The organism is Winogradskyella damuponensis, assembly GCF_039538385.1.
In the GTDB taxonomy this organism is placed as follows: Bacteria; Bacteroidota; Bacteroidia; order Flavobacteriales; family Flavobacteriaceae; genus Winogradskyella; species Winogradskyella damuponensis.
Genome location: NZ_BAABCB010000030.1, coordinates 15,767 through 41,297 on the forward strand (window position 1 = coordinate 15,767; position 25,531 = coordinate 41,297).

At 35.0% G+C, this 25,531-nt stretch carries 19 protein-coding genes; 13 read left to right on the plus strand and 6 right to left on the minus strand.

The annotated features are described in order from the left end of the window. Window positions 1-5 precede the first annotated feature (5 nt). The 11 genes from argB (at window position 6) to hisIE (ending at window position 10,484) form a co-directional block, all read left to right on the plus strand. Window positions 6-782, plus strand: a complete 777-nt coding sequence (gene argB / locus ABD730_RS15320; protein ID WP_344716101.1) for an acetylglutamate kinase — start codon at window positions 6-8, stop codon at window positions 780-782. Beyond that, complete coding sequence (locus ABD730_RS15325; RefSeq protein ID WP_344715785.1) at window positions 779-1,840, plus strand: M20 family metallo-hydrolase; 1,062 nt, start codon at window positions 779-781, stop codon at window positions 1,838-1,840. Before argB ends, ABD730_RS15325 begins: the two co-directional genes overlap by 4 nt. Window positions 1,841-1,936: 96 nt before the next feature. Next, the gene (gene argH, locus ABD730_RS15330) at window positions 1,937-3,211 is read left to right on the plus strand and encodes an argininosuccinate lyase (protein ID WP_344716102.1); all 1,275 of its coding nucleotides are present in this window, start codon (window positions 1,937-1,939) and stop codon (window positions 3,209-3,211) included. A gap of 242 nt (window positions 3,212-3,453) precedes the next feature. Beyond that, window positions 3,454-4,311: an ATP phosphoribosyltransferase gene (hisG, locus tag ABD730_RS15335; protein WP_344715787.1), complete on the plus strand. Its 858-nt coding sequence runs from the start codon at window positions 3,454-3,456 to the stop codon at window positions 4,309-4,311. Further along, window positions 4,311-5,600 (plus strand): histidinol dehydrogenase, encoded by a 1,290-nt coding sequence (gene hisD, locus ABD730_RS15340; RefSeq protein WP_344715788.1) that lies wholly within the window; start codon window positions 4,311-4,313, stop codon window positions 5,598-5,600. The genes hisG and hisD overlap by 1 nt, the downstream gene beginning before the upstream one ends. Further along, the gene (hisC, locus tag ABD730_RS15345) at window positions 5,593-6,657 is read left to right on the plus strand and encodes a histidinol-phosphate transaminase (RefSeq protein WP_344715790.1); all 1,065 of its coding nucleotides are present in this window, start codon (window positions 5,593-5,595) and stop codon (window positions 6,655-6,657) included. Before hisD ends, hisC begins: the two co-directional genes overlap by 8 nt. Then, the gene (hisB, locus tag ABD730_RS15350; RefSeq protein WP_344715791.1) at window positions 6,657-7,748 is read left to right on the plus strand and encodes a bifunctional histidinol-phosphatase/imidazoleglycerol-phosphate dehydratase HisB; all 1,092 of its coding nucleotides are present in this window, start codon (window positions 6,657-6,659) and stop codon (window positions 7,746-7,748) included. Before hisC ends, hisB begins: the two co-directional genes overlap by 1 nt. Further along, window positions 7,745-8,323 (plus strand): imidazole glycerol phosphate synthase subunit HisH, encoded by a 579-nt coding sequence (hisH, locus tag ABD730_RS15355; RefSeq protein WP_344715793.1) that lies wholly within the window; start codon window positions 7,745-7,747, stop codon window positions 8,321-8,323. The genes hisB and hisH overlap by 4 nt, the downstream gene beginning before the upstream one ends. A gap of 117 nt (window positions 8,324-8,440) precedes the next feature. Continuing rightward, the gene (gene hisA, locus ABD730_RS15360) at window positions 8,441-9,154 is read left to right on the plus strand and encodes a 1-(5-phosphoribosyl)-5-[(5-phosphoribosylamino)methylideneamino]imidazole-4-carboxamide isomerase (protein ID WP_344715794.1); all 714 of its coding nucleotides are present in this window, start codon (window positions 8,441-8,443) and stop codon (window positions 9,152-9,154) included. Further along, a complete protein-coding gene (gene hisF, locus ABD730_RS15365) occupies window positions 9,148-9,906 on the plus strand; it encodes an imidazole glycerol phosphate synthase subunit HisF (RefSeq protein ID WP_344715796.1) in 759 nt (252 codons plus the stop codon). Before hisA ends, hisF begins: the two co-directional genes overlap by 7 nt. After that, window positions 9,897-10,484 carry a bifunctional phosphoribosyl-AMP cyclohydrolase/phosphoribosyl-ATP diphosphatase HisIE gene (gene hisIE / locus ABD730_RS15370; protein WP_344715798.1) on the plus strand — a complete coding sequence of 196 codons (588 nt, stop codon included), beginning with the start codon at window positions 9,897-9,899 and terminating at the stop codon, window positions 10,482-10,484. The genes hisF and hisIE overlap by 10 nt, the downstream gene beginning before the upstream one ends. A 174-nt stretch (window positions 10,485-10,658) precedes the next feature. On the opposite strand, the gene ABD730_RS15375 is transcribed toward hisIE, so the two are convergent. Together ABD730_RS15375 and gltB are read right to left on the minus strand one after the other, a co-directional pair. After that, the gene (locus ABD730_RS15375) at window positions 10,659-12,122 is read right to left on the minus strand and encodes a glutamate synthase subunit beta (protein WP_344715800.1); all 1,464 of its coding nucleotides are present in this window, start codon (window positions 12,120-12,122) and stop codon (window positions 10,659-10,661) included. Window positions 12,123-12,199: 77 nt separating this feature from the next. Further along, window positions 12,200-16,708, minus strand: coding sequence for a glutamate synthase large subunit (gltB, locus tag ABD730_RS15380; protein ID WP_344715801.1), 4,509 nt, complete (start codon window positions 16,706-16,708; stop codon window positions 12,200-12,202). Between the two features lie 442 nt (window positions 16,709-17,150). On the opposite strand from gltB, the gene ABD730_RS15385 reads away from it, so the two are divergent. Together ABD730_RS15385 and ABD730_RS15390 are read left to right on the plus strand one after the other, a co-directional pair. Next, window positions 17,151-18,209 (plus strand): outer membrane beta-barrel protein, encoded by a 1,059-nt coding sequence (locus ABD730_RS15385; protein ID WP_334465245.1) that lies wholly within the window; start codon window positions 17,151-17,153, stop codon window positions 18,207-18,209. 30 nt (window positions 18,210-18,239) lie between these two features. Continuing rightward, window positions 18,240-19,538, plus strand: coding sequence for an ammonium transporter (locus tag ABD730_RS15390; RefSeq protein ID WP_418636624.1), 1,299 nt, complete (start codon window positions 18,240-18,242; stop codon window positions 19,536-19,538). A gap of 186 nt (window positions 19,539-19,724) precedes the next feature. On the opposite strand, the gene ABD730_RS15395 is transcribed toward ABD730_RS15390, so the two are convergent. The 4 genes from ABD730_RS15395 to leuC all read right to left on the minus strand — a co-directional run bounded on the left by ABD730_RS15395 (window position 19,725) and on the right by leuC (window position 25,531). Continuing rightward, window positions 19,725-22,304, minus strand: a complete 2,580-nt coding sequence (locus tag ABD730_RS15395) for a phosphoenolpyruvate carboxylase (RefSeq protein WP_344715804.1) — start codon at window positions 22,302-22,304, stop codon at window positions 19,725-19,727. A gap of 9 nt (window positions 22,305-22,313) precedes the next feature. Then, entirely contained in the window at window positions 22,314-23,432 is a 1,119-nt protein-coding gene (gene leuB / locus ABD730_RS15400; RefSeq protein WP_334465251.1) for a 3-isopropylmalate dehydrogenase, read from the minus strand. Window positions 23,433-23,477: 45 nt separating this feature from the next. Beyond that, window positions 23,478-24,068 carry a 3-isopropylmalate dehydratase small subunit gene (gene leuD, locus ABD730_RS15405; RefSeq protein WP_334465252.1) on the minus strand — a complete coding sequence of 197 codons (591 nt, stop codon included), beginning with the start codon at window positions 24,066-24,068 and terminating at the stop codon, window positions 23,478-23,480. Between the two features lie 80 nt (window positions 24,069-24,148). Further along, window positions 24,149-25,531: a 3-isopropylmalate dehydratase large subunit gene (leuC, locus tag ABD730_RS15410; RefSeq protein ID WP_344715806.1), complete on the minus strand. Its 1,383-nt coding sequence runs from the start codon at window positions 25,529-25,531 to the stop codon at window positions 24,149-24,151.

Here is a 25,531-nt window from a genome sequence, read left to right on the forward strand (position 1 = left end):
ACGAGATGAAAACAATAAAAATCATAAAAATAGGGGGAAATATTATCGATAATGAAGACGCACTAGCCACCTTCATTAAAGATTTTTCAACTATTACAGGTCCTAAAGTCTTAGTTCATGGAGGCGGAAAATTAGCCACCAAGTTAGCAACACAAATGAATATTCCTGTAAAAATGACTGAAGGTAGACGCATTACTGATACAGATACTTTAGATATTATCACTATGGTTTACGCTGGAAAAATCAATAAAAATATAGTAGCGCAATTACAAGCTAATCAATGCAATGCCATTGGACTTTCTGGTGCAGATGGCAATACTATTGTTTCAGAAAAAAGACCTGTTAAAACCATTGATTATGGCTTTGTTGGCGATGTGAAAAAAGTAAATACAGAGGTATTAAATATATTACTAAGAAACAATGTCACACCTGTTTTTTGCGCTATAACTCATAATGAAAACGGACAATTACTAAATACAAATGCAGACACGATTGCTTCTGAATTAGCCATTGGCTTGTCGTCTATTTTCAACACCGAATTATATTATTGTTTTGAAAAAAATGGTGTTCTAGAAAATGTAGAAGATGATGATTCTGTCATTGAAAACATCAACACAGAAAGTTATAAAGCATTAAAAGATAACCATATCATATTCGAAGGCATGTTACCGAAATTAGACAACTGTTTTCATGCTATAAATCAAAACGTTAAAAAAGTTTGTATCGGAAAATCAGACATGCTTTTCAATACCAACAACAAACATACAACCATCACAAAATGATAGAAAGCCTTACCACAGAAGCCATTGACTTGTTAAAACAACTCATAGAAACACAGTCATTCTCGTCAGAGGAAGACCACACCGCTTTGCTTATTGAAAATTGGTTTACATCGCATAACATACCATTTAAAAGAAACAATCATAACATTTGGACAACCAACAAATATTTTGATGAGAGCAGACCCACCTTATTATTAAACTCACATCACGATACCGTAAAACCCAACAACGGTTACACAAAAGACCCTTTTAAGGCGATTGTTGAAGATGGTAAATTATATGGTTTAGGAAGTAATGATGCTGGTGGATGCTTGGTCTCTTTAATAGCCACCTTCACGTATTTTTATAATAAGAAAAACCTCAACTACAATTTAGTCATTGTGGCTTCTGCAGAAGAAGAAAGCAGTGGACCAAAGGGCCTGAACAGCATGTTATCTATTATTCCTAAAGTTGATGTCGCTATTGTTGGAGAACCAACACTAATGAATTTAGCCGTTGCTGAAAAAGGTTTAGTTGTTTTTGATGCGAAAGTAAAAGGAACCGCTAGCCATGCAGCACACCCCAATAATGACAATTCAATTTACAACAGTATTGCAGTCTTAAATTGGTTTAAAGATTATAAGTTTGAACGTAAATCACCAGTTTTAGGTGATGTAAAAATGACGGTCACCCAAATCAATGCTGGTAAGCAACACAATGCAGTTCCTGCAGAAGTTGACTTAGTCATTGATGTACGTGTGAATGACAAATATTCTAATCAAGAAATTGCAGATATTTTAACTCAGAAATCACCTTGCTCAAGCATTACACCACGTAGCTTACGATTAAATTCATCTTCTATTCCTATTAATCACGATTTGGTAAAAGCAGGCATTGAATTAGGTAGAGAAACTTATGGTTCGCCAACGCTTTCTGACCAATCGGTTTTAACTTGTCCGTCGTTAAAATTAGGACCTGGAGATAGCACACGCTCGCACACGGCTGATGAATTTATTTATCTAGCCGAAATTGAAGAAGGTATTGATTTGTATATTAAATTGTTAGAGAAAGTATTATAAAAAGATAATAGACCTAGCAGGTTTTTTCAACCTAGCAGGTCTAAATTTATTAACTAAATAATGAAGGCAGAGATTACTGCCTTCGCAGGAATAAGTATGAAATTGTGGGACAAAGGCTATTCAATAGATAAAAAAATAGAATTATTTACCGTCGGCAACGACAGAGAAATCGATATGCATATTGCAAAATATGATGTAGAAGCTTCACGAGCGCATGCTGTGATGTTAGAATCCATCGGAATTATATCTTCAGAAGAGTTAGAACAATTAAAATCAGGATTAAATATTTTAGCAAAATCTATTGAAGATGGTACGTTTATCATTGAAGAATCGTTTGAAGATGTACATTCTAAAATTGAACATGAACTCACCAAAACTTTAGGCGACGTCGGAAAGAAAATCCACACCGCACGTTCTAGAAACGACCAAGTTTTAGTAGCCCTTCAACTGTACTATAAAGAGAATCTTGAAATCATAAACAGTAAAACAAAAACGTTTTTTGACACGCTTTTGGGTTTAGCTGACATGTATAAAACTAAATTATTACCTGGCTACACACACTTACAAGTGGCAATGCCTTCCTCTTTTGGACTATGGTTTTCTGCTTATGCTGAATTGTTGATTGATGATGTGTATGTACTGAATGCAGTTTCAAAAATTGCGGACCAAAACCCATTAGGTTCTGCTGCTGGCTACGGCAGTTCTTTTCCTATCGATAGAGATATAACCACTAAAGAATTAGGCTTTTCAACACTAAAATATAATGTGGTTGCTGCGCAATTAAGTAGAGGAAAAAGCGAACGTGCTATCGCCAGTGCTTTAGGAGGCTTATGTAATACAATGGCACGTTTTGCCATGGATATTTGCTTGTATATGAGTCAGAATTTTGGGTTTATCACATTTCCAGATGAGTTAACCACAGGAAGTAGCATTATGCCACACAAAAAAAATCCTGATGTATTCGAATTGATTCGAGGTAAGTGCAACAAAATTCAAGCTTTACATTCTGAAATGTTATTAATTACCAATAATTTACCAAGTGGTTATCACAGAGATTTTCAATTGTTGAAAGAAAACATCATCAATGCGTTTGAAGATGTAAAAGATATTTTGGACATCTTTAATTATTCCATTCAGCAAATCATCGTAAAAGATATTGACCTCACTGATGAGAAATACCAATACCTATTCACCGTAGACAGTATTAATAATTTGGTCGTAGAAGGCATGAGCTTTAGAGAGGCTTATCAAAAAATTGGAAGCGAAGTACAAGCAGGAACTTACAAACCAGATTTAGGAAAAGAACATTCGCATATAGGTAGTATTCATAATCTGTGTTTGGATAACATTAGAGCTAAGTTTCCTAAATGATGTTAAAATTTTGAAAATGATTTTTGAATAGTGTCTTCAATTAAAAATTAATGTTACCTTTGATTCTCAAATAAGAAACAAATGACATTAAGTCAATTACATCATCATCATTTTCATACTTGCATTCAGGCGAGCAGGAATTGATATATGTAATTTAAAAATATTTCAAAACCCGTCTGAATAAATTCAGACGGGTTTTTTAGTTCTACACGTTTGGTTTATTCAGATTTAAAAAACTAAAAATGAATAAATTAAAAATTGCTATTCAGAAAAGCGGAAGATTAAACCAAGACTCTCTAGAACTCTTAAAAGATTGTGGTATAAAAATAGACAACGGAAAAGATCAACTGAAAGTTTCAGCACGTAATTTCCCTTTAGAAGTCTTGTATTTGCGAAATTCAGATATCCCACAATATATTGAAGATGGTGTTGTAGATATCGCTATTATTGGTGAAAACATTCTGGTTGAAAAACAGAAACAAGCGGAAGTCGTTGAAAAACTAGGCTTCGCCAAATGTAGAGTTTCACTAGCTGTTCCTAAGCGGATTGAAATCGATGAAGCCGCTTACTTCAATGGAAAAAAAATTGCAACCTCTTACCCTAACACACTTCAGACGTATTTAAAGAAAAACAATATAGAAGCCGACATTCATGTCATTTCTGGTTCGGTAGAAATTGCTCCAAATATTGGCTTAGCAGATGGTATTTGTGATATCGTAAGTTCTGGAAGCACACTTTTTAAAAATGGTTTAAGGGAAACTCAAGTGATACTAAAATCCGAAGCCGTTTTAGCAAAAAATCGCAATCTTAATGCGGAAAAAGAAGCTATTTTAGAAAAGCTCATATTCAGAATCCAAGCGGTTTTAAGAGCAAAAAATTCGCGCTACGTCTTAATGAATGTACCAACTTCTAAGATTGATGAAGTCACTGCAATTCTTCCGGTTTTAAGAAGTCCAACGATATTACCTCTTGCACAAAAAGGCTGGAGTTCATTACACTCTGTAATTGAAGAAGAAAAATTTTGGAATAATATTGATGCCCTTAAAAACGCAGGAGCAGAAGGTATTTTAGTCGTTCCTATTGATAAAATGGTGCTATAATGAGAGTATATAAAAATCCAAACAAATCAGACTGGAATACGCTAATAAAGCGTCCCATTTTAGAACAGCAAGATCTAGATGATATTGTAATTGACATTCTAAAAGATGTTAAAAACAATAAGGATCAAGCCTTATTTAAATATGCTGAGAAATTTGACAAAACGAAATTAGACACTATTCAAATTGATGCTAACGAAATTGAAACTGCAAAAAATCAATTACCTCAAGATTTGAAAAATGCCATCAATTTAGCGAAACAGAATATTGAAACATTTCATAAAAGTCAAAAAGAAAAAGAACAAATCATTGAAACCACAAAAGGAGTTAAGTGTTGGAGACGATCTGTTGGAATTGAAAAAGTAGGCTTATACATTCCTGGTGGTTCCGCTCCCTTATTTTCAACAATTTTAATGCTTGGTATTCCGGCTCAATTAGCAGGTTGTAAAGAAATTATATTATGTTCTCCACCAAATAAGGAAGGCCATATAAATCCTGCCATTTTATATACCGCAAATCTTGTTGGTATTTCAAAAATATATAAAGTTGGTGGCGCACAAGCTATTGCTGCTATGGCTTATGGTACGGAATCTATTCCGCAAGTATATAAAATATTCGGCCCAGGAAATCAATTTGTGACTAAGGCAAAAGAATTGATTCAACAACAAGGAGTGGCTATAGATATGCCTGCTGGTCCTAGTGAGGTTTTGGTAATCGCAGATAAAACGAGTAATCCAGAATTTGTCGCAGCAGATTTATTGTCACAAGCAGAACATGGAGCAGATAGTCAGGTAATATTAGTATCAGATGATGAAAATATTATCAATCAAACCATCGCAGAATTAGACAAACAACTTAGCCAATTACCTCGAAAAGCCATTGCCGAAAAAGCTCTAAAGATAAGTCGTGCTATTCAATTAAATTCAATAAACGAATGCATCGAATTCAGTAATTTGTATGCACCAGAACATTTAATCATTGCTACAGATAATGCTTCAGATTATATAGAACACATTACAAATGCAGGTTCTGTATTTTTAGGAAAATACAGTTGCGAAAGTGCTGGAGATTATGCAAGTGGCACTAATCATACCTTACCAACAAATGGATATGCAAGAAATTACAGTGGAGTATCCTTAGATAGTTTTGTAAAGAAAATTACGTTTCAAAATTTAAATAAAGAAGGCATAAAAAATATTGGTCCTGCAATAGAATTAATGGCTGAAGCCGAAGGATTAGATGCACACAAAAACGCCGTAACATTAAGATTAAAACAGATAAACAATGTTTAATTTAAAGAAATTAGTTAGACCAAATATATTGGCGCTTAAGCCATACTCTAGCGCTCGCGATGAATTTAAAGGTGATGAAGGTATATTTTTAGATGCCAACGAAAATCCGTTTGGCACTTTGAATCGCTACCCAAATTCGGATCAAAAAAACCTAAAACAAAAGCTAACAACATATAATGGCATAGCAAACAACAATACTTTTATTGGAAATGGTAGTGACGAAATTATAGACCTTATTTATCGCATTTTTTGCAATCCAGGAAAAGATAAAGCACTCACGTTTACACCAACATTTGGCATGTATCAAGTCGCTGCAGACATCAATGATATTGAATTAATAACACTTCCGCTAAATGATGAATTTCAGATTAACAGAAATGATTTAACATCATATTTCGAAGATGAAAATCTAAAACTCATATTCATCTGCTCACCAAACAATCCTACAGGGAATTGTTTTAATGAATCAGATATTGAATTCATCTTAAAAAATTTCAAGGGTATTGTAATTATTGATGAAGCTTATGCAGATTTTAGTGATCAGCAATCTTGGCAAAATTCTTTTGAAGCCTATCCTAACCTTATCGTTATCCAAACATTTAGTAAAGCTTGGGCTTTAGCAGCTGCAAGAATAGGAATTGCATATGCTAACGACGAGATTATTCAATTACTCAATAATGTTAAGATGCCATACAATATTAGTAAGTTAAATGAAACTGCTGCTATTGAAGCCTTAGAAAATCGAAAAGATTTTGAAGCCAATAAGCAAATCATTCTTGATGAGAAAGCGCTATTGATTCAAGAATTGAAAACCTTAGACATTATAAAAAAAATATATCCATCTGATGCAAATTTTTTATTGGTTGAAGTTGATGATGCCAATGAACTATACCAAAATTTAGTGGATCAAAAAGTAATTACTAGAAATCGGAATAGCCTAGTTGAGAATTGTATTAGAATAACCGTAGGAAAACCTAAAGAAAACAAACAATTGATAAAAGCACTAACAGACCTGATAGGTTTTAAAAACCTGTCAGGTCTCAATACAACCAAATAATGAAAAAAGTTTTATTCATAGACAGAGACGGCACATTAGCCATTGAGCCACCAATCGATTTTCAACTCGATAGTTTAGAAAAATTAGAATTTTATCCTGGTGTTTTTCAATGGATATCAAGAATCGCAAAAGAGTTCGATTACGAGCTCGTTATGGTAACCAACCAAGATGGTTTAGGAACAGATTCGTTTCCTGAAGACACCTTTTGGCCAGCACAAAACAAAATCATTCAAGCCTTTAAAAATGAAGGTGTAGAATTCTCAGAAATACTAATTGATAAAAGTTTTCCTGAAGACAATGCACCAACTCGAAAACCCAGAACAGGCTTACTTAACAAATACATTCACGGCAATTACGATTTAAAAAATTCTTTTGTCATTGGAGACAGAGCTACAGATATTGAATTGGCTAAAAACCTAGGAAGTAAAGGCATTTACATAAATTCGGAAGGTAGCGATTATGCCATTTTGAATACCACCTCATGGGAAGACATCTATAACTATCTCAAAGCGATTCCAAGAACAGCAACCGTTGTTAGAAAAACCAATGAAACTGACATTCAGGTTGACATTAATTTAGATGGTTCTGGAAAAAGTAATATTTCTACAGGATTAGGATTCTTTGACCACATGTTAGAACAAATTTCAAAACATGGAAATATCGATTTATTTGTAAAAGTGGATGGAGATTTAGAAATAGACGAACACCACACCATAGAAGATGTTGCCATAACCTTTGGTGAAGCTTTTATTGAAGCTTTAGGAAGCAAACGCGGTATTGAACGCTATGGTTTTTTATTACCAATGGACGATTGCCTAGCACAGGTTGCCATCGATTTTGGAGGCAGACCTTGGTTGGTTTGGGAACCAGAATTTAAACGTGAAATGATTGGAGAAATGCCAACTGAGATGTTTATGCACTTTTTTAAATCTTTTAGCGATGCCTCTAAATGTAATTTAAATATTAAGGCTGAAGGCGACAATGAACACCATAAGATTGAATCCATTTTTAAAGCCTTTGCTAAAGCTATAAAAATAGCAGTTTCAAAGACCAATAATTTTTCAATACCAAGCACAAAAGGAAGTTTATGATTGCAATTATTAAATACAATGCAGGTAATATTCGTTCTGTCCAAAATGCTCTCAATCGTTTAGGTTATGAGAGTATGATTACAGATGATAAAACCGAGATATTAAATGCTGATAAAGTTATTTTTCCAGGTGTAGGAGAAGCGAGTTCAGCTATGAAATATTTAAAAGACAAAGGACTTGACGACGTCATTAGATCCATCGAAAAACCTATGCTTGGTATTTGCTTAGGCTTACAATTAATGTGTGATTATAGTGAAGAAGGTGACACCAAATGTTTAGGGATTTTTAATACACAAGTGAAAAAATTTCCACCAAAAGAGAAAGTACCTCATATCGGTTGGAATAGTTTTGCTGAAATAAAAGGCGAACTTTTTCAACATATAAAACCCGAAAGCGACATGTATTATGTACACAGTTATTATGCTGAAAAAAATGAGCAGACTATTGCAACTTGCAATTATATAGAACCATTTGCAACAGCAATACAGCACAATAATTTTTACGCCACACAATTTCACCCAGAAAAATCGGCTGATGTTGGCACACAATTATTAAAGAATTTTTTAGAGTTGTAAAAAGATAATGCAGACCTCGCAGGTTTTAAAAACCTCGCAGGTCTAATCAAGTAATAAAAAGAAGTAGTAATAAAAACAAGAGAGTAAGGGTGAGATTCCTGCTTTCACAGGAATAAAATGAGAATCATACCAGCAATAGACATCATAGACGGAAAATGTGTTAGACTCACAAAGGGAGATTACAACACTAAAAAAGTATATAACGAAAATCCATTGGAAGTGGCCAAAGAATTTGAAGCTAATGGCATTGAATATTTACATTTAGTAGATTTAGATGGAGCCAAATCTAAACATATTGTCAATCATAACATATTAGAAAGCATTGCCACAAAAACCAATTTAAAGGTTGATTTTGGAGGCGGCTTAAAATCTGATGACGATTTAAGAATTGCATTTGAATGCGGAGCGCATCAAATTACAGGAGGAAGTATTGCTGCCAATAATCCAGATGTATTTTTAGCATGGCTAGATAAATATGGCTCTGAAAAAATAATTTTAGGAGCCGATTGCAAAGACCGAAAAATTGCTACCAATGGTTGGTTGGAAGCTTCAGAATTAAATGTTGTTGATTTTATAAACGATTATGAATCAAAAGGCATTCAATATGTAATTTGTACAGATATCGCAAAAGATGGCATGTTACAAGGCACTTCAAACGCATTATACACCGAAATTATTTCAAAATCGAATGTAAAACTAATTGCAAGTGGAGGGGTATCTTCTATGCAAGATTTAGAATTGGTAAATGCCATAGGTTGCGAAGGAGTAATTCTAGGAAAGGCCATTTACGAAGGCAATATAACACTTAAAGAACTTCAGAAATTATGCTAAAAAAACGAATTATACCTTGTCTTGATATCCAAGATGGAAGAACCGTAAAAGGCATCAATTTTGTGGATATTATCGATGCTGGCGACCCAATTGAATTGGCGAAAAGCTACGTGGCTCAAGGTGCTGATGAATTGGTATTTTTAGATATTACAGCTACAATTGAAAAGCGAAAAACATTAGTAGAATTGGTGACTCATATTGCTGAAGAAATTAATATTCCGTTTACCGTTGGAGGTGGCATCAATTCTATTGAAGATGTTTCTGCAATTATAAAAGCTGGAGCAGATAAAGTGAGTGTGAATTCTTCAGCCGTTAAAAACCCTAAATTGATTACTGAAATCGCCAACGAATTCGGGAGTCAATGCGTGGTTGTTGCCATCGATACAAAATATATTGATGGAGAATGGATGGTATTTGTGCATGGAGGACGCACAGCAACACCATTAAAAACATTAGATTGGGTAAAACAAGTCGAAACATTAGGAGCTGGTGAAATACTACTTACTTCTATGAATAACGACGGTACCAAAGCAGGTTTTGCTCTTGATATTACTGAAAAAGTAAGCGCCTCTGTTAATATTCCGGTAATTGCTTCAGGAGGAGCAGGAACTAAAAAACATTTTAAAACCTTGTTTGAAAACACGCAAGCAAGTGCAGGATTGGCAGCAAGCATTTTTCATTATGGTGAAATTCCAATTCCAGAATTAAAAGAGTATTTAAAAAACGAAAACATAGCAATACGATGGACATAGATTTTTCAAAAGACAACGGACTTGTCCCTGTCATTATTCAAAATAATAACACCTTACAAGTATTAATGTTAGGTTACATGAATTTGGAAGCCTTCAATAAAACTAAAGCCGAAAACAAAGTCACTTTTTTTAGCAGAAGCAAAAACAGACTTTGGACCAAAGGCGAAGCATCTGGTAATTTCTTAATAGTTAAAGACATTCAAATTGACTGCGATAACGATACTATTTTAATTAAAGCAGAACCTAAAGGACCAACATGCCACACAGGAAGCACCTCTTGTTTTAAAGAAGAAACGGCCAAAGGCTTTTTATATGAATTGCAGCAAACTATCAGTGACCGAATTGATACTAACGATGAGAATTCTTATACCAATAAATTATACAAAAGCGGCATTAACAAAGTTGCCCAAAAAGTAGGTGAAGAAGCTGTAGAATTGGTTATTGAAGCCAAAGATGATGATGCCGATTTATTTAAGAATGAAGCAGCCGACTTAATGTACCATTATTTAATTTTACTGAAAGCTAAAGGGTTTACGCTTGAAGATATTGAGGATGTATTGGAAAGCCGACAACGGTAAATCCTTTTATTCCACATACTTATTGATTGAATCATCATCTAATAAAAAAATCCCGAAAGGTTTTCAAAACCTTTCTAGAACACAAAAAAGCATCTGAAAACAGATGCTTTTAACTTCTACCCTAAAATTAGACTTACCCTTAGAAATTGATAGCAGTAGAATGATTTTATATAATTAAACTCCAACTAAATCGCCTTCTTCATTTTTAGTGGCTAAATCGGATTTACCCATTAAATAAATATCAACTTGACGAGCCGCTTCTCTACCTTCCGAAATTGCCCAAACAATTAAGGATTGTCCTCTGCGCATATCGCCAGCTGTGAATATATTTGGAATATTGGTTTGGTATTTTCCGTAGGTTGCTTTGTAATTAGAACGCACATCTCTTTCTAAACCTAGTTTATCTGCAATAGTAGATTCTGGACCTGTAAAACCAAGCGCTAATAATGCTAAATCACATTTCCATGTTTTTTCTGTACCTGCAACTTCAATCAGTTTAGGACGTTCTCCTGGCACCATTTCCCATTCTACATTTACCGTTTTTAAAGCTGTTAATTTACCTTTAGCATTTGTTACAAACTCTTTAGTGTTGATTAACCAATTACGCTCCACACCTTCTTTATGAGATGTTGACGTTTTTAATTGCAACGGCCAATATGGCCAAGGTGTTGCCGGTGAACGATGTCCTGGTGGTTTTGGCATAATTTCAAAATTAACTACCGATTTTGCACCTTGACGATTCGATGTACCTATACAATCTGATCCTGTATCTCCACCTCCAATTACTATAACATTCTTGCCAGTTGCTAAAACTTGATCTTTTACTTTCTGACCGAAAACAACTTTAGTTTGTTGCGTTAGGAAGTCCATCGCTTGCACTACGCCATCTGCATCGATACCAGGTGTTGGTAAACTTCTTCTTTCAGTTGCACCGCCACAAAGTACGACAGCATCAAACTTTTTTAAATCTTCAACATCATAATTCACACCAACATTAACATTGGTTTTAAACACAATACCTTCAGCTTCCAAAATGGCTAAACGCCGATCTATAATGCCTTTTTCCATTTTAAAATTTGGAATTCCGTAGCGTAATAATCCACCAATAGCATCATCACGTTCAAAAACCGTCACTGTATGACCAGCTCTGTTTAATTGTTGCGCTGCAGCTAAACCTGCCGGACCAGAACCAACAATTGCAATTGTTTTTCCTGTTCTCGTTTTAGGTGGCTGCGGTTTAATCCAACCTTCTTTAAAGGCACGTTCAACAATATTTTTTTCGATATTTTCTATAGAAACTGGATCTTCAATAATACCCAAAACACATGCTTGCTCGCAAGGTGCAGGACACAAACGACCTGTAAACTCTGGGAAGTTATTTGTTGAGTGTAATATCCAAGAGGCTTTTTGCCATTCGCCTTGGTGTACCATATGATTAAAATCTGGAATTAGATTCCCAAGCGGACAACCACTATGACAAAATGGAATGCCGCAATCCATACAACGTGACCCTTGCTCTTGAAGATCTTTATCCTTTAAAGGCACAGTAAATTCATTATAATGCTTTACACGATCCTTTACTGGCTTGTATGACTCATCTTTTCTTTCAAATTCTTTAAAACCTGTTACTTTTCCCATTTTATTCCTGCGAAGGCAGGAATCTCATCCTGCTTTCTAAATTTAATTGTATTATCACTTTTATCTTCTCCCTTAGCTTACACCAATTCTTCAACCATTTGTTCTTCTGTCTCTAAACGTTTTAAAGCACGTTTGTATTCCGTTGGCATCACCCGAACAAAATTCTTCAAGCTTGTTTCCCAATCTTCCAATAGAGATTTACCTAATTGACTATCTGTATATTTTACATGCTTTTCAATTACCGCTTTTAAATCGTTAGCATCTTTCTTCAGAATCTTTTCAAATTCTATGGTTTCGGTATTACATAATCCATTAACAAATTTGTTCTCTGGGTCATATACATATGCTATTCCTCCACTCATACCTGCAGCAAAATTTCGTCCTGTTTTACCAAGAACAACCACTTTTCCACCTGTCATGTATTCACAACAATGGTCACCTACACCTTCTACAACTGCTGTTGCACCCGAGTTTCTAACTGCAAAACGTTCTCCTGCAATTCCATTGATATACGCTTGTCCTTCGACCGCACCAAATAAGCAAACATTACCAATAATGATATTGTCTTCTGCTTTGAAATCTGCTTTCGTTGGCTTCTTAACAATTAACTTAGCTCCAGATAATCCTTTCCCTAAATAATCATTTGTATTTCCTTCAAGTTTAAAAGTCAATCCGTGTGCTCCAAACGCTCCAAAACTTTGTCCTGCTGAACCTTCAAAATTTATATTTAAGGTATCTTCAGGTAATCCTAAATGTCCATAGATTTTTGAAATTTCATTACTTACAATCGCACCAACAGTTCTATTTGTATTCTTTATTGGATAAGCTAACGACATCTGCTCTTTTCGATATAAAGCGCGATGCGAATCTTTTAGAATTTTGAAATCTAAAACATTATCTAAATTATGTTCTTGCTTCTCAGTATTCTTAACCGTCATCTTACTATAAGCTTCCGGTCGGTATAAAATAGAAGATAAATCTAAGCCCTTAGCTTTATAATGCTTAATGGCTTTATTAGCATTAATTTTATGTGTTTGACCAATCATTTCTGCCATAGATCGAAAACCTAGTTCTGCCATAATACCTCTTAATTCCTCTGCGATATAATAGAAGAAATTAATGACATGCTCTGGTGTTCCTTTAAAGTTTTTACGTAACTCTTTATCTTGAGTTGCGATACCAACAGGACAGGTATTTAAATGACATTTACGCATCATAATACAACCAGAAGCGACTAAAGGCGCTGTTGCAAATCCGAACTCTTCCGCTCCTAATAATGCAGCAATTGCTACATCACGACCTGTTTTTAATTGACCATCACATTCAACTACGATTCTACTTCTTAAATTATTAAGTACTAAGGTTTGTTGTGCTTCTGCTAAACCTAATTCCCAAGGCAAGCCTGCATGTTTTAAAGAGGTTAAAGGTGATGCTCCTGTTCCGCCATCGTATCCTGAAATAAGCACCACATCTGCTTTTGCTTTCGCTACACCTGCAGCAATGGTACCTACTCCAACTTCTGACACTAATTTTACATTAATTCTAGCTTCTCGATTTGCATTTTTTAAATCGTAAATTAATTGTGCTAAATCTTCAATTGAATAAATATCGTGATGTGGTGGTGGTGAAATTAAACCTACAAATGGTGTAGAATTTCGAGCTGCAGCAATCCATGGCAATACTTTTTCACCAGGTAACTGACCACCTTCTCCAGGTTTTGCACCTTGAGCCATTTTTATTTGAATCTCTTTAGCGTTGGTTAAATAGTGAGAGGTTACTCCAAAACGACCAGAAGCCACTTGCTTAATGGCAGAATTTCTGCTATCGCCATTGACATCGGGTTGAAAACGTCTTCGGTCTTCTCCTCCTTCACCTGAATTAGATTTTCCTCCAATTCTGTTCATGGCAATGGCTAAATTTTCATGCGCTTCACGCGAAATTGAACCGTATGACATCGCACCTGTTTTAAATCGTTTTACGATATCTGTCCAAGGTTCTACTTCTTCAATAGGAATTGGGTCAATATTATTAAATTCAAACAACCCACGAATGGTCATTAAATTTTCTGACTGTTCATTAATGGCTTTTGCATACACATCGTAACTCGCTTGGTCACTCAATCTCACAGCTTGTTGTAATTTTGCAACCGTAGTTGGGTTAAACAAATGCTTTTCACCATTTCGTCTCCATCTATAATCTCCACCAATATTTAGACCTAATCGCTTATCAACTTCGGTATTTGGATAGGCAAATTTATAGCGCTTTTCTATTTCTTTTTCAATTTCATATAATCCTATACCTTCGATTCTTGAAGCTGTATACGGAAAATATTTTTCAACAAATTGAGAATTAAACCCTACGATTTCAAAAATCTGAGAACCTCTGTAAGAACGTAAGGTTGAGATTCCTATTTTATTCATTACTTTCAGTATTCCTTTTCCGATAGCTTTATTGAAATTATCAACCGCCTTTTGTTCATCCATACCAGTGATAAAACCTTCTTTTACTTGCGCTCTAATGATTTCATTTACCATATAAGGATTTACAGCACTTGCTCCATAACCAAATAATGTTGCAAAATGATGTGGCTCACGTGGTTCTGCAGATTCAATAATAATATCGAAATATGAACGCTTACGTAAACGATTCATCTGATGGCTTACATAAGAACAAGCTAATAATGGTGGAATTGGCGCCATTTCTTTACTAACACCTCTATCTGATAAGATTATAATGTTTGTTTTTCTAACTAAAGCTTTTTCAATTTGAACTATTATGCTGTCTAAAGCATCTTCTAAACCATTAAGACCTTTATCTTTTTGATATAACATCTCGATGGTTTCAGCTTTAAAGCCTTCAACTTTAATATTTCTAATTTTAGCTAAATCGTCATTTGAAATTACTGGATTCTGAATTTTCAATTTTCTACATTGCCTTTCGGTAATACTAAAAATGTTTCTATCCTTTCCTAAAGACAAACTAATATCTGTAACAATTTCTTCACGAATTCCATCTAAAGGTGGATTGGTAACCTGAGCAAATAATTGCTTAAAGTAGTTTGAAATTAATTGCGGTTTATTAGATAAAACGGCTAAAGGTGTGTCAGTCCCCATAGAACCTAAAGCTTCCTTAGAATTTATAGCCATTGGCGTAATAACTTCTTGAATATCTTCGAACGTATAATTAAATAAACGTTGTCTTGTTTTTATATCTAGAGTTTCAATCGGACAGGTTTCACCAGTATACGGAATATCTTTTAAGTGTAATCTCGTTTTATCTAACCATTCTTGATATGGTCTTTCTCTAACAATTTTACTTTTTATTTCTTCGTCATTAATAATTCGACCTTGGTTCATGTCTACTAAAAACATTTTACCAGGCTCTAAACGACCATGACTTTCCACATCCTCTGGCGCAATATCTACCACTCCAATTTCTGAAGACATAATTAGTTTTCCGCTTTTAGTTACAGTATACCTCGAAGGTCTTAAACCATTTCTATCTAAAAGGGCACCTATATAATTTCCATCTGTAAATGGTACAGAAGCTGGTCCATCCCAAGGTTCCATAATACAAGCATTGTAATCGTAAAATGCTTTACGCTCTGGCGACATGGTTTTGTGTTTTTCCCATGCTTCAGGAATCATCATCATCATGACTTCTGGTAATGAACGCCCTGTGTGTGTCAACAATTCTACCACCATGTCCATAGAAGCTGAATCTGATTTTCCTGGTAAGATAATTGGGAATAATTTTTCTATTTGCGGACCAAAGACGTCACTTTTCATGATTTCCTCACGTACACGCATTCTACTAATATTTCCACGAAGGGTATTTATTTCTCCATTCTGACACATAAATCGAAATGGTTGCGCTAACTCCCAAGTAGGCATCGTATTGGTAGAAAAACGTTGGTGCACTAAAGCCAAACGTGTTACTAAATCGTCTTCTTGTAAATCTTTGTAATAAGGACCTATATCTTCTGGCATAATAATACCTTTATATATCAGTGTATTCATTGATAAACTAGACACATAAAAATAAGAGCTTTGCGACATCTTAGATTTTCTAACGGTATGCTCTGTGATCTTACGTGCTGCATAGAGTTTTGCTTTAAAATCTGCCTCAGAAACTTCGTTAGATTTTCCAACAAAAAGTTGTTCTATATTAGGTTCTGAAGCTAAGGCGATTTCACCTAATTGTGTAGAATCTACAGGCACTTCTCTCCATCCAATTACAGAGAGTCCTTGAGCTATAATTTCTTTCTCAAAAGTATCCTTGCAAAACTTATATTGATTTCTGTTTTTTGGCAAGAAAACCATACCTACAGCATACTTCCCTTTTACTGGCACTTTAAACCCACAAACACGCTTAAAATAAGCATGAGGAATATCTATTAAAAGACCTGCTCCATCACCTGTTTTTCCATCAGCACTTACACCTCCTCGATGCTCTAGTTTTACCAGTATTTCTAAGGCGTCATGTATAATTTGATTTGTCTTCTCTCCCTTTAGATTACAGATGAATCCAGCACCACAATTTTCGTGTTCAAATTCCGGTAAATAAAGTCCTTGCTTCTTAAACATAATTCAGAAAAATTTTAAAGGTTTTTACCCCTTATTACATCTCTAATATAGAAGCTATAATTCGATTAAAAAAAAAGTAGAAACACTTTTCAAGAATTCACAATAAGCCTTAAAATGATTGCGGTAAATCTAATTAACACGACATCTGAATGCTAAATCAATAATAACAAATCATCAACAAAAAACCCAATACAATAAGAAAACAATTCAAAAACAAATAAAACATTGAAAATAAATCACAAAAACACGCTTTTTAATGAAAAATACAAAAACCTCAATTGTTGATATAATAAAAATATAGCTTAAATTAATTTTAACCCCCAAATTAACAGGGTTAAAAATTATAATTTCATAAAAATTAACTATTTACTCTATATTTTTAGGGGGTATAAATAAAGATTATATAGATTTGAAACGAACTAACTACACAAAACACATCATTATGAAAAAAATTCTCACTCTAACACTACTTGCTATGTCTGTAGTTTTAACAGCTCAAGAAACAGAAGAGATTAAAGAAAAATCTTTTACAATAAGCGGAAGCGTTGACGCGTATTACCAAACTTACCTCACCGCTTCTGACGATTCTGGACAAACATTTGGAACCGCATTCGCTGGACAAACAGGATTTGCCTTAGGCATGGGAAATATAATCGCTAACTACGAAAGTGGTAAAGTAGGCGCTGTACTTGACCTGGTTACAGGACCAAGAGGTGGTGATGCCACATTTAGCAACGACATTGTTGATGGCATTGTAAACCAAGCCTATGCTTATTGGAACGTTTCTGAAACTACAACATTAACATTCGGACGTTTTAATACGTTTTTAGGGTACGAAGTTATTGCTCCAGCAGCAAACTTTAACTACAGCACATCTTATTTATTCTCTAACGGTCCTTTTTCTCATGTTGGCTTAAAAGCAGATTTTGCATTATCTGATGACTTTAGCCTAATGCTTGCCGTTATGAATCCTTGGGACACCAACGACACGTCGACAACTGGCGAATATTCTTTTGGCGCTCAATTAGGGTACAAAGGACAATACTTAAACCTATATTATGATAGTGGTGCTAATTCTGGCTTAGGATTTGAAGTCGATTATACTGGCGGATTTGATGTGTCTGACAATTTTTTCTTAGGAATCAATGCGGCTTACCAAACCACTTCTTATGTTTTTGATGATAATGGAGATGTATTAAATGATGATTTTAAAAACGGATTCTATGGAGCTGCTTTATATCCACAGTACACATTATCTGAAGATTTTGCTCTTGGCTTAAGAGGCGAGTTTTTTGGATACCATGCTGAAGAAGGGGAAGACTTACCAAGCGTAATCGGCGCAACCTTAACAGGCAGCTACACCGTAGACAGTAATTTAATCATTAAACCAGAAATCAGGTTAGACTCTTGGAGTAATAACGACGCAGCATATTTTGATGCTGACGGTGAAGACGCAAGCAGCTTAGCTGCATTTACTCTAGCTGCCATCTACTCATTCTAAAAAACCAAACACTAACTAACACTTTTTATTATGATACATAATTTTTTAACAATACTACCAACCCTTACAACAGTGCAAGATGCTGCACAACCTTCTGAAGTCGAAGCTGCTGTTGCCGCTATAAACAGTGACATGGGAATGCTCTGGATGCTAATCTCTGCTATCTTAGTATTCTTTATGCAAGCTGGATTTACACTAGTTGAAACTGGCATGACCCGCTCCAAGAACGCCGCCAATATCGCAATGAAAAATTTACTTGACATTTGCGTTGGCTCATTAACTTACTGGTTTGTTGGTTATTCTTTAATGTATGGTGACACTTCAAACGGATGGTTTTTCTGGAGTGGCCTAATGCAAGGAGAAGGAGCTGACTTATTATTCCAAACGATGTTTGCCGCTACAGCCGCGACCATTGTATCTGGAGCTATTGCTGGTAGAACAAAATACTCTACTTATGCTATATTTTCAATCGTAATGACTGCGTTAATCTACCCTATTGCTGGCGGATGGCAATGGCAAGGATCTGGTTGGTTAACCGAACTCGGATTTATTGACTTTGCAGGATCTTCAATTGTACATTCTGTTGGAGGATGGGCCGCTTTAGTTGCCGCCTATATGGTAGGACCAAGAATAGGAAAATATGTTGACGGAAAAGTAATGCCAATCCCAGGCCACAACCAGGTACTGGCAACTTTAGGTGTTTTTATCCTATGGTTAGGATGGTTTGGATTTAACGGAGGTTCTCAATTAGCCTGGGGAGGTGACGATTCTATTGCAGCTTCTAATGTTATTTTAATAACAAACTTAGCAGCAGCAGCCGGAGGTTTAGGCGCACTAATAACGACATGGATCTGGTACGGAAAACCAAATCTACCACAAACTTTAAACGGAGCATTAGCCGGTTTAGTAAGTATTACTGCTGGTTGCGGAAACATGTCTACATTAGGCGCGCTTTTAGCTGGTTTAATTGGTGGTATTATTGTCGTATTCTCGATAGAAATAATTGAGAAAAAACTTAAAATTGATGACGCTATTGGAGCTGCTTCTGTTCACGGTGTTGCCGGAGTTTGGGGAACACTTGTTATTGGCCTTTGGGGAATTGATGGTGAAACAGGAATAGGCCTATTCAACGGCGGAGGATTTACACAATTAGGCGCTCAAGCTACAGGTGTTTTAGCTTACGGCGTATGGTCTGTTGTGCTATCATTCATCATTCTAAAAATATTAAAATCTACAATGGGTCTTCGTGTTAGTGAAGAAGAAGAACTTGTTGGACTTGACCTTTCCGAACATGGTGAAATTGCTTATCCAGGAAAAAGAGAACGCTAATCAACTTGCTGTATTCTTTCACATAAGTTTAAATTGATAATTAATTTAGTTGTTAGAACAAAAACCTTCGAAGCCTAACCTTCGAGGGTTTTTGCTTTAATACAGCTTAATATAATTGCATAAAAAATCCTCAGAAGTTTAACAACTCTGAGGATTTATAATATTCTACTAAACTAGTTGTTTTTTTTATGCTGAATTACGACTCGCGTTTATATTACCAAACAAAGAACGCGTTACCATCTTTTCAAAGATTTTAATCTGCTCTTCATCTCGTACCTCAGCTTTTTCAAGCTCTTGAATTTTCTTTAAAGCATATTGCTGAATCGTTAATAACGGTAACACAATAGACTCTCTTACTGCAATTGATGCTTTTCCAGAAGGCTCTTCTTGCATCAATTCCTTATAACCCGTAAGTTTTAAAATCAAACGTTTTGAAACTTCATATTCTTTATAAATTACATTCCAAAATTCACCGTATTCTTCATCTTCAGACATATAACGTGTTAAGTCGAAAAAAGACTTAGACAGAGACATCATACTATTTTCAATTAAAGTTTTGAAGAACGCAGATGTTTTAAACAAATGCTGTGCTTTATCAAACTCACCAATATCTTCATAATGCTTCAATGCTGTACCAACTCCAAAGAAGCCTGGCACATTTTGTTTCAATTGACTCCAAGATCCTACAAAAGGAATCGCTCTTAAATCTTCAAAAACCAAACCTTCCGATTTACCTCTTTTAGACGGGCGACTACCAATATTTGTTTTCGCATAATATTTAAGCGTACTCATATGCTCTAAATACGAAATAAATTTAGGATGCGCTTTAAAATTCGCATACGCTTCATAACTACGATTCGCCAAGTCCGTCATAACCTCCCTGTTTTCTGGCTGCATACTTAAATCGGCATCACTTAAACTGTTACCAATACCAGAACTAATCAATTGCTCTAAATTATATTGTGCAGATTCTAAAGTTCCAAAATTAGAACTTATGGTCTGACCTTGTATTGTTAATTGTACCTCCTCATCTTCTATTGTCGGACCTAAAGACGCATAAAAATTATGTGTTTTTCCACCACCACGTGCCGGCGGCCCACCACGTCCATCAAAGAAAATTACTTTGATACCATATTCTCTAGACACTCTGGTTAAATTTTCCTTAGCTTGATAAATGGCCCAGTTTGCCATTAAATAACCACCATCTTTAGTACCATCACTAAAACCAAGCATAATGGTTTGCCTATTACCTCTTGCTTTTAAATGCTTCGCGTAATCAGGGTTAGAATACAACTCCTCCATCACTTTTGGAGCATTCTCTAAATCGGTAATAGTTTCAAATAATGGCCCAATATCAACAGTTAAATCGTCTTGAAATGCCACTAATTTTAACATCGCAAACAATTGCATGACATGCAAAGTCGATTGGTTATTACTAATTATATAACGGTTTGCAGCTTGCTCCCCATTGGTTTCTTGAATGGTTTTTATAGCCTTAATCGTCTCTAAAGCCATTAAAGTTTCTTCATCTTTTATTAAAGATAAATCTACAGAACCTTCAACTTTAGATAAAATTTTAATTTGTTCATGTTCTGGTAAGTCGTGATAATTTTTAGGAAAGATGTCACTTCCATTTTCAAGCAACGCATTCACCATATCATTAAAAAACTGCTCGTGTTTTCGGCTGTCTTGTCTGATATCTAAATTCGCAAAATGAAATCCGAATAAATGAGTTTTATTAATCAAACTATTCAGCTCATCAACATATAAAGACTGATGCTTATCGATAATAATTTGCTTCACCGCTTTTAATTCTGAAACGAAAGTCTTCAACGTTAAATCAGAAGCTTCATTTGTAATGATACTATAAAGCTCACGCTCTAAATTACCCATACGATCTTCGACTCCTTGAAACGTTAATTTCCGCTTTAATTGTCTTACGTTTCTATAATAATTTTTAATAATTGAAAGTCGTAATCTATCAGCAACCTTCAGCGTAATTTCTGGTGTTACAAAAGGATTTCCATCTCTATCACCTCCTGGCCAAAAACCTATATTAATAATATTGTTTTCTATTTGTTCACCATCGAATATATTCTGTTGAATGTAATCGTATATACCTCCAAAGGACTTATAAAATACATTCTCTAAATACCAGATTAAACTCACAGCCTCGTCAAAAGGAGATGGTTTTTCGTGCTTAAAAAATGGTGTTTTTCCTAATTGCGCCAATAAATCATTAATTCTTAATAAATCATTTTCGCGAATAGCCTCGGTTAAATCTGTAATAATTCCTAAAACAGAACCAGGATAAAACTGTGTTGGATGGGCTGTTAGAACAATTCGCACTTTAAATTCTTCTAAATATTTACGAAGGGTCTCCAACTTATTATCAGCAGAAACCGTTTCTTTTAAACTTCGCAAGGTTCCGATACCATCCATATTATTTACAATAGGAAAAGCAGCATCTTCAATAGCATCGAATAAAACGACCTGTCTTTCGATATATTGAATAAATCGAAATAACAGATTCACCTGACTCTCAGAAGAGCGTCTGGCTTGGTATTTTTTAAAAAAAGTATTAACGATTGTTGTAGGATCTTCTTTATTTTCAAATCCTTTATGGCAAGTTTCGTGAAACAAAGGCAAAAGCGCTCCTGTTTTTGTAACTGCATCAAAAGGTAAAGTCATAAATATACTATTGTATATCTGATACTTGGACAATACATTTTGATTGAATCGTGTTAATTTTGGTTGTGTGGACATTATCTTAAATTATATTATTGTAGACTGCCCTAAATGGATATTCTTAAAATTGAGATTAGTATCTTTTGGATTGTAAATAAAATCTTCAACAAAGTCACCAACATTAGAGGTCGTCACTGTATTTACCACCGAATTTATATCTGGTGTTGTAATGTTTAATTTTAACGATTTTTCTACAGCTAACCTAATTAATTCGGCTTCATTATGTAATTCAAAATGACTCAACAACATAGCAGCAGATAAAATTGATGCAATCGGATTCGCAATACCTTTATTGGCCGCCTGAGGGTATGAACCATGAATAGGTTCAAACATCGCATATTTATCTCCAACTGAAGCTGAAGCTAACAATCCTATAGAACCTCCGATAACACTAGCTTCATCACTAATAATATCACCAAACATATTCTCTGTTAAAATCACATCAAACTGTTTTGGGTTTAAAATCATTTGCATTGCTGCATTATCTACAAATAAAAAGTCGAGTGTAACATCTGGATATTGCTCCGCAACCTCTTTAACTACACGTCTCCAAAGTCGAGATGTTTCTAACACATTAGCCTTATCTACTAAAGTCACTTTATGATTTCTATGTTCAGCAGCAACAAATGCTAAATGTGCAATACGCTCTATTTCTTCACGTGAATAACTACATAAATCTGAAGCATAATCACCATCTTTTGACGTCTGTTTTTCACCAAAATAAATACCACCAGTCAATTCTCTATAAATAGAAATATCTGTCCCCTGAATGATATGCTTCTTTAGCGGAGATTTATCTAGCAATGTTTTATAAGCTTTTACAGGCCTAATATTAGCATACAATCCCAACTCTTTGCGCAATTTCAGCAAGCCTTGTTCTGGTCGTACTTTTGCAGAAGGATTATTATCATATTTAGGATCACCAATAGCTCCAAATAAAATGGCATCACTTTTTTTACAAAGTTCTAATGTTTCCTCTGGCAAAGCATCATTATGCTTATCAATGGCAACAGCACCTACATCTGCTGTTGTAAATTTAAAATTGTGATTAAACTCTGAAGCAATCGCCTTCAAAGCTTTTACAGCTTGATTCGTTACTTCTGGACCAATACCATCACCTGGTAAAATTGCTATATTTAATTTCATTGAAGAAAAATCAATTCCCGAATTAACGAAAATCTTATTTAGTTATTAATATATTTTTTGAGCTTCAAAAGCTTCAATTTGTTCTTTATTATTAATCAAATAGTCAATATCATCATAACCATTGATCATACATGTTTTCTTGTAGGCATCGATTTCAAAATTTTCGGATAATTCTGAATCTTTTACTGAGATGGTCTGTTTTTCGAGATCAACCACTAATTCTGTCTCTGGATTGGACACGATTTCCTGCATTAAGTCACTCAAAAAAGCTGGCGAAACCTGTACTGGCAACAAGCCATTATTTAAGGCATTTCCTTTAAATATATCAGCAAAAAAACTAGATACCACAACTTTAAATCCAAAATCTGTTATAGCCCAAGCGGCATGCTCTCTACTCGATCCGCAGCCAAAATTATCTCCAGCAACTAAAATACTTCCTGAGTATTTTGAATCATTTAATACAAAATCCGTATTAATTGTTCCGTCTTTGTGATATCTCCAATCTCTAAATACATTGTTTCCAAACCCTTCTCTATCTGTTGCTTTTAAAAAACGAGCAGGTATAATTTGATCCGTATCTACATTCTCTATATGTAATGGAATGGCTCTTGATTGTAATGTTGTAAACTTTTCCATAGTAACGCCCACGAAAGTGGGTATCTTCTTTTAATTCATTTTAAATACCTACAAAGTTTTTGAAACTTTGCAGGATCATATCAATTTAATTGCTTTGAAATATCTATAATTTTACCTTCTACAGCTGTTGCTGCAGCTACCAAAGGACTTGCCAAAATCGTTCTTGAACCTTGTCCTTGGCGACCTTCAAAATTTCTATTGGAAGTTGACACACAATATTCTCCCTGAGGAATCTTATCATCGTTCATTGCTAAACACGCCGAACAACCAGGTTGACGCAATTCAAAACCTGCGTCATCAAAAATAGATTTTAGACCTTCTTCAATAATTTGAGTTTCTACTTGCTTACTTCCTGGCACTAACCAAGCCGTAACATTAGCGGCTTTTTTCTTGCCTTTTATATAATTGGCTGCGACTCGAAAATCTTCAATTCTAGAATTGGTACAACTTCCTATAAACACAAAATTGATGGGCTTATTAATTAAGCTTTCTCCAGCTTCAAAACTCATATAAGCTAAAGATTTTTTAAACGATGGATTCTCATCAACAGGAATCGTTTCAGAAATTTTAATTCCCATTCCCGGATTCGTTCCATAGGTAATCATTGGCTCTATATCTTCTGCATCGAAGCTGTATTCTTTATCAAATTTAGCATCGCTGTCTGTTGGCAAGGTTTTCCAATAGGCCACTTTCTTATCAAACTCCTCGCCTTTTGGCGCAAATTCTCTACCTTTTACGTATTCAAAGGTCGTTTCATCTGGAGCAATCATACCTCCTCTTGCGCCCATTTCGATACTCATATTACAGACCGTCATTCGACCTTCCATACTCATCTCTTCAAACACGTTTCCGGCATATTCACAAAAATAGCCTGTCCCAGAATTGGTTCCTAATTTTGAAATGATATACAGAATGACATCTTTAGGTAAAACTCCATTTTTCAACTTACCATTAACGGTAACTCTTAAACTTTTTGGTTTTGTAAGCAACAAACATTGGCTCGCAAATACTTGCGCTACCTGACTTGTCCCGATGCCAAAAGCAATAGCCCCAAACGCACCATGTGTAGACGTATGACTATCACCACAGACCATGGTAATCCCTGGTTGTGTCACCCCTAACTCTGGAGCCATTACATGCACAATACCGTTATATTTATGCCCTAATTCGTATAGTGTTATATTGTTTTTTTTACAATTTTCAGATAATTGCTCCAATTGCTTTCTAGACAAGGCATCTTTTATCGGTTGATCTTGATGTAATGTTGGAGTATTATGATCTGCTGTAGCCACAATCTGATTGGGTCTAAAAACAGGAATACCACGTTCTTCTAACTCGTTAAAAGCCTGCGGACTTGTTACTTCATGTATTAAATGTTTATCTATATATAATATTTGTGGCCCATTTTCTATAGTACTGACCACATGCGAATCCCAAACTTTATCAAATAATGTTTTACCCAT

Bases quoted from the DNA above. Each gene is read 5' to 3' on its own strand.
- argH (WP_344716102.1), top strand. From the start codon at position 1,937: ATGAAATTGTGGGACAAAGGCTATTCAATAGATAAAAAAATAGAATTA.
- ABD730_RS15395 (WP_344715804.1), bottom strand. From the start codon at position 22,304: ATGTCCACACAACCAAAATTAACACGATTCAATCAAAATGTATTGTCC.
- leuB (WP_334465251.1), bottom strand. From the start codon at position 23,432: ATGAAATTAAATATAGCAATTTTACCAGGTGATGGTATTGGTCCAGAA.
- hisG (WP_344715787.1), top strand. From the start codon at position 3,454: ATGAATAAATTAAAAATTGCTATTCAGAAAAGCGGAAGATTAAACCAA.
- hisIE (WP_344715798.1), top strand. From the start codon at position 9,897: ATGGACATAGATTTTTCAAAAGACAACGGACTTGTCCCTGTCATTATT.
- ABD730_RS15385 (WP_334465245.1), top strand. From the start codon at position 17,151: ATGAAAAAAATTCTCACTCTAACACTACTTGCTATGTCTGTAGTTTTA.
- hisA (WP_344715794.1), top strand. From the start codon at position 8,441: ATGAGAATCATACCAGCAATAGACATCATAGACGGAAAATGTGTTAGA.
- hisF (WP_344715796.1), top strand. From the start codon at position 9,148: ATGCTAAAAAAACGAATTATACCTTGTCTTGATATCCAAGATGGAAGA.
- leuD (WP_334465252.1), bottom strand. From the start codon at position 24,068: ATGGAAAAGTTTACAACATTACAATCAAGAGCCATTCCATTACATATA.
- argB (WP_344716101.1), top strand. From the start codon at position 6: ATGAAAACAATAAAAATCATAAAAATAGGGGGAAATATTATCGATAAT.
- leuC (WP_344715806.1), bottom strand. From the start codon at position 25,531: ATGGGTAAAACATTATTTGATAAAGTTTGGGATTCGCATGTGGTCAGT.
- hisH (WP_344715793.1), top strand. From the start codon at position 7,745: ATGATTGCAATTATTAAATACAATGCAGGTAATATTCGTTCTGTCCAA.
- ABD730_RS15325 (WP_344715785.1), top strand. From the start codon at position 779: ATGATAGAAAGCCTTACCACAGAAGCCATTGACTTGTTAAAACAACTC.
- hisC (WP_344715790.1), top strand. From the start codon at position 5,593: ATGTTTAATTTAAAGAAATTAGTTAGACCAAATATATTGGCGCTTAAG.
- gltB (WP_344715801.1), bottom strand. From the start codon at position 16,708: ATGTTTAAGAAGCAAGGACTTTATTTACCGGAATTTGAACACGAAAAT.
- hisB (WP_344715791.1), top strand. From the start codon at position 6,657: ATGAAAAAAGTTTTATTCATAGACAGAGACGGCACATTAGCCATTGAG.
- ABD730_RS15390 (WP_418636624.1), top strand. From the start codon at position 18,240: ATGATACATAATTTTTTAACAATACTACCAACCCTTACAACAGTGCAA.
- hisD (WP_344715788.1), top strand. From the start codon at position 4,311: ATGAGAGTATATAAAAATCCAAACAAATCAGACTGGAATACGCTAATA.
- ABD730_RS15375 (WP_344715800.1), bottom strand. From the start codon at position 12,122: ATGGGAAAAGTAACAGGTTTTAAAGAATTTGAAAGAAAAGATGAGTCA.